Annotated in this window: 5 protein-coding genes and 1 pseudogene; 2 read left to right on the plus strand and 4 right to left on the minus strand. The window is 64.7% G+C overall.

The annotated features are described in order from the left end of the window. Positions 1–16 precede the first annotated feature (16 nt). Positions 17–295: pseudogene (locus IF803_RS42125) on the plus strand (SAM-dependent methyltransferase); the annotation flags it as partial. Between the two features lie 119 nt (positions 296–414). On the opposite strand, the gene IF803_RS42130 reads toward IF803_RS42125, so the two are convergent. The 4 genes from IF803_RS42130 to IF803_RS42145 form a co-directional block, all read right to left on the minus strand. After that, positions 415–840 (minus strand): HIT family protein, encoded by a 426-nt coding sequence (locus IF803_RS42130; RefSeq protein ID WP_028343342.1) that lies wholly within the window; start codon positions 838–840, stop codon positions 415–417. Between the two features lie 52 nt (positions 841–892). Continuing rightward, entirely contained in the window at positions 893–2,143 is a 1,251-nt protein-coding gene (locus IF803_RS42135; RefSeq protein ID WP_461196117.1) for a GNAT family N-acetyltransferase, read from the minus strand. A gap of 166 nt (positions 2,144–2,309) precedes the next feature. After that, positions 2,310–3,062, minus strand: a complete 753-nt coding sequence (locus IF803_RS42140) for a glycerophosphodiester phosphodiesterase (RefSeq protein WP_461196118.1) — start codon at positions 3,060–3,062, stop codon at positions 2,310–2,312. A 3-nt stretch (positions 3,063–3,065) separates the two neighbouring features. Continuing rightward, on the minus strand, positions 3,066–3,533 hold the full coding sequence (locus IF803_RS42145) for a RidA family protein (protein WP_461196119.1): 468 nt from the start codon (positions 3,531–3,533) through the stop codon (positions 3,066–3,068). A 265-nt stretch (positions 3,534–3,798) separates the two neighbouring features. On the opposite strand from IF803_RS42145, the gene IF803_RS42150 reads away from it, so the two are divergent. Beyond that, positions 3,799–4,665 (plus strand): cell envelope integrity EipB family protein, encoded by an 867-nt coding sequence (locus IF803_RS42150; RefSeq protein WP_461196120.1) that lies wholly within the window; start codon positions 3,799–3,801, stop codon positions 4,663–4,665. The last annotated feature ends 130 nt before the right edge of the window (positions 4,666–4,795 follow it).

The following is a 4,795-nucleotide window of genomic DNA, read 5'->3' on the forward strand; positions in this document are numbered from 1 at the left end:
ATGTGTATAAGAGACAGTCGAGGTGCTGTACTGGCTGCACCAGTCGCGCCGCGACATCGTGCTGCAAAGCCCGAAGAACAACGGCAACACCCGCGGCACCTTCTCGCTGCGCTCGCCGGTGCGCCCCAACCCGATCGGCACCTCGATCGTCAAGCTGGTCGGTGTCGAGGGCAACGTCATTTTGGTGCGCGGCCTCGACTGCCTCGACGAGACGCCGCTGATCGACGTCAAGCCCGACCGCTGCGAGTTCACCCCGCTGGCCCCGCCGCAGGCGGGGGACTTCGAGACGGAGTAAAATCTGCGACGTCGTAGCCCGGATGCAGCGAAGCGAAATCCGGGGCAGCACTCTTACTGCACGGCAGAGAGTCCCGGATTGCGCTGCGCTTCATCCGGGCTACGGAATAGCGCCGTGGCCTACTTCAACGCCGCGCTCAGCTTTGCCGCGCTCGCCTCCAGCACCTTGGCATCTTCCTTGTGGCTCGCGGGCGGCAGCAGCGCGACGCCGTCCTTGCGCGGCATGACGTGCATGTGCAGATGGAACACGACCTGGCCGCCGGCGGGCTCGTTGAATTGCTGCACGGTGATGCCGTCGGCTTCGAACGCCTTCATCGCGGCGGCGGCGATCTTGTGCGAGGCGCGCGCGACGTGCGCGTAGTCGTCGGGCTTGATGTCGAGGATGTTGCGGGCAGGGGCCTTGGGAATGACGAGCGTATGCCCCGGCGAGCGCGGCATGATGTCGAGGAACGCGAACACGTGCTCGTCTTCATAGACCTTGTAGCAGGGCAGCTCGCCGCGCAGGATCTTTGCGAAAATGTTGTTGCTGTCGTAGGCGGCGGGCATGGCGGCGGTTCCTCGATGATGCTGCTTTATTGCCTAGGTGGCGGCGGAGACGTCAAGCGTCGTCGTCGACCGTCTTGCGGAACGGGCCGGCCTCGGCGAGCTCACGGCCGACCTCGGCGACATAGTCGCGCTCGCGCTTGAGGTAATCGGCGATCGCCCTGCGCAGTCCGGGATCGGCGATGAAATGCGCCGAATAGGTCGTCTGCGGCAGGTAGCCGCGCGCCAGCTTGTGCTCGCCCTGCGCGCCGGCCTCGACCACCTTGAGCCCGCGCTGAACCGCGAAATCGATCGCCTGGTAGTAGCAGACCTCGAAATGCAGGAACGGGTGGTGCTCGATCGCGCCCCAGTTGCGGCCGAACAGTGTGTCCGAGCCGATGAAGTTGATCGCACCGGCGATCCAGCGTCCGTTGCGCTTGGCCATCACCAGCAGCACGTCCCGGCTCATGGTCTCGCCGATCAGCGAGAAGAATTCTCGGGTCAGATACGGCCGGCCCCACTTGCGCGAGCCGGTCTCCATGTAGAACTCGAAGAACGCATCCCAGGCGTCCTCGGTGATGTCGGCGCCGGTCAGCCAGTGGATGGTGATCCCGGCGGCAACCGCCTCGCGGCGCTCGCGCTTGATGCCCTTGCGGTGGCGCGAGTTCAGCGAGCCGAGAAAGTCGTCGAAGGTCTTGTAGCCCTCATTGTGCCAGTGGAACTGCTGGTCGGTCCGCTGCAGGAAACCGTGGGCGCCGAGGAACCTGGCCTCGTCCTCGCGGGCGAACGTCACATGCACGGAGGAGGCCTCGGTGGCGTTGCAGAGTGCCCGCAGGCCTCGCGCCAGCGCCGAGCCGATCACCTCGCGGTCGACGTCGTCGCGGATTAACAGCCGCGGCCCGGTCGCGGGCGTGAAGGGGACGGACACCTGAAGCTTCGGGTAATAGCTGCCGCCAGCGCGGTGATAGGCCTCGGCCCAGCCGCGGTCGAACACGTATTCGCCCTGCGAGTGCGATTTCAGATAGCAGGGCACGACGCCGACGATCCGGCCATCGAGCTTCGCGATCAGATGCCGCGGGCCCCAGCCGGTCCGCGGGCAGGCCGAATTGGAGGCTTCGGCGGCGGCGAAAAAGGCGTGGGAAACGAACGGGTTATAGCTCGAACTTGCTGCGGTCTGGCAATCGTTTGCGGAGCCGGGCGAGGCCAGCGTGTCGAGGTTATGGATGCTGTCCGCGTTCGCCTTGGGATTGGCGCAGGCGTCCCATTCGGCGGCCGGAATGCCGCCGATGTCAGCTACAGCCTCTAGGGTGATTTCAGAAGACGCCATCGAGAATGAAGACCGGTGCCTCGTTTGAGCATGATCTTTCCGGAACAGCTGGCTCCACTTCCGGATCATGCCCCGCATTCCGCCATCGCCGATGACGACCAACCCCTGCGAAGATCGTGCATCGCAGCGACGAGTTCAAGACTGCAAGGGGCATGTCTCGGACATGTCAGGTTCCCGGCACAAACCCCTCGAAAATCATCTGGTCGGCGTAGCGCGCCGCGCGTTCGCGCTGTTCCGCGGTTCTGACGGTCCAGGCCAGCAGCGGGCAGCCGAACACGTTGCGGGCGATCCACGGCTCCGGCGCCGGCAGCTGGTTGACCCAATAGGCGACGAAATGCGGCTCGGTCGTAAAGCCGTGCCGCAGGTACAGCATGCTGTCGCGCTGCGCCGGCGTCAGCTTGTCCCAATGGCCGTCGTCATAGGTGCGCTGGGCGGTGATGCCGCGCGGCAGGTTCGGCATGATCTCGCGCAGCGCCAGCACCTGGTCGGGATCGAAGGACATGCCGACCACCGGGCCGGAATAGGACGCCAGCACCTCGGCCATCCGCCGCACCAGCCTGCGGTCGCCGTCGAAATGGCTCTTCACCTCGACCACCAGCGGCACGCGGCCGGCGACCAGTGCGCAGAGATCGCCGAGCGTCATCATCTGCTCGGCGGTGTCCTTGAACTTGACGGCCTTCAGCTCGGCCGCCGTCTTGGTCGCCAGCAGGCCCGCCCCCTCGGTGAGGCGGCCGAGCGCATCGTCGTGATGCACCATGGCCTCGCCGTCGGCGGTGAGCTGGATATCGCACTCGATGGCGAAGTTGCCGGCGACCGCGGCGGTGGCCGCGGCCGGCATGTTCTCGATGATGCCGCGCGCGGCATCATGCAGGCCGCGATGGGCGACCGGCCGTTTCGTCAGCCAATCAGGAGCGCGCATCGATCAGGCGACTTCGAACACGCCTTCGACTTCGACCGCGGCGTCCGCGGGCAGCGAGGCGACGCCGACGGTGGTGCGGGCATGGCGGCCCTTGTCGCCGAATGCCTCGACCATCAGGTCGGAAGCGCCGTTCAGCACCTTCGGCCCGTCGAAGAAGTCGGGCGCCGAATTGATGAAGCCGCCGAGCCGCACCACGCGCACCACCTTGTCGAGGTCGCCGAGCGCGGCCTTGATCTGGGCCAGCAGGTTGATTGCGCAGCCGCGCGCGGCGGCGGCGCCCTGTTCGAGCGTGACGCCGGCGCCGAGCTTGCCCTTGGCGATCAGCTTGCCTTCGGCGTTGAAGCAGATCTGGCCGGACACGAACAGCAGGTTTCCGCTGCGGACGAAGGGGACATAGTTTGCGACCGGGGAGGTCGGCTCGGGAAGTGTGATGCCCTGTGATGCCAGTTTCTGTTCGACGGTACCCGCCATTTTTTGGTCCCCCAAATTGGATTGCACGAAGCCTGAAACGCGGTCAGGGCCAAGTTTGTTTCGATTGTTTCGCGCATCATGCCGCCGGTTGCAAGCGACGGTAAGGTGAGGACAACGCGGCCATGACGTGCCGAATCGCACGGAAAGCTGCCGAAAATGACGGCATTTTCGCTGCGTACATTGCCATTTTGTCAGACTTGCCCCAGTTGCGGCGCAATACCACCGTCACTATTGTGGCGAATCCCTACCTCCTTGAGGAAACCATATGACCCTGCCGTTCCGGACTCCGTCGCGTGCCCTGGTGTTTGCGATCGCCGTTGCCGCAGGATCCGGCCTGGTTCAGGGGTCCGCGATAGCTGCGGCAAGCGGGCCGTTCCTCGCGCATCAGGCGCTCTACGACCTCAGCCTGGTGAAGTCGCGCGGCTCCAACTCGGTCAGCGATGCGCGCGGGCGCATCCTCTATAATTTCTCCGGCAACTCCTGCGAAGGCTATACCTCCGAATTCCGCCAGGTGTCCGAGCTCGATAGTGGCGAGGGCAAGGTGACGCTGTCCGATCTTCGCTCCACGTCCTGGGAGGACGCGTCGGGCAAAAGCTACCGCTTCAAGATCGACACGCGGATGAACGACAGTGAATCGTCGCCGGTCGACGGTATCGCCGAGCGGGTCGGCGATCATATCACCGTGAAGCTGACCCAGCCGGTGAAGAAGACGTTCAATATCGACGGCAAGATCGTGTTCCCGACCGAGCAGATCCAGCACATCATCGGTGCCGCCCGCGATGGCAAATCGGTGCTCGAGCAGACCGTCTATGACGGCTCCGACAATGGCGAGAAGATCTACAACACGCTGACCGTGATCGGGCGGCCGATCGCGGGTGACCGCGCGCCGTCATCGCCCGATCCGTCGACGGCGAGCAATGCGATGAAGGCCATGACGCGCTGGCCGGTGACGGTGAGCTATTACGACAGCGACGCGCGCGCGAAGGACGGCGAGCAGACGCCGGTCTACGCGATGTCGTTCGAGCTCTACGAGAACGGCGTCTCTCGCGCGCTGGTACTGGATTACAACGATTTCGTGATCTCGGGCGCGCTGGACAAATTCGACGTCAGGGATTCCAAGCCCTGCAAGTGAGGGCTGATCCTCTCGGCGCACTCAGCCGTCGTCCCGGGCAAGCGAAGCGCGACCCGGCAACTGTTATGTTGGTTTGGTCTGCAGGTACGGCTTTCGGTCTCGCATCATGGCATTGAGGACCGTGAGCAGC

The organism is Bradyrhizobium sp. UFLA06-06 (assembly GCF_054820065.1).

Excerpts from the sequence above, each read along its gene's own strand:
- IF803_RS42130 (WP_028343342.1), bottom strand. The coding sequence starts at position 840 with ATGCCCGCCGCCTACGACAGCAACAACATTTTCGCAAAGATCCTGCGC.
- IF803_RS42135 (WP_461196117.1), bottom strand. The coding sequence starts at position 2,143 with ATGGCGTCTTCTGAAATCACCCTAGAGGCTGTAGCTGACATCGGCGGC.
- IF803_RS42140 (WP_461196118.1), bottom strand. The coding sequence starts at position 3,062 with ATGCGCGCTCCTGATTGGCTGACGAAACGGCCGGTCGCCCATCGCGGC.
- IF803_RS42145 (WP_461196119.1), bottom strand. The coding sequence starts at position 3,533 with ATGGCGGGTACCGTCGAACAGAAACTGGCATCACAGGGCATCACACTT.
- IF803_RS42150 (WP_461196120.1), top strand. The coding sequence starts at position 3,799 with ATGACCCTGCCGTTCCGGACTCCGTCGCGTGCCCTGGTGTTTGCGATC.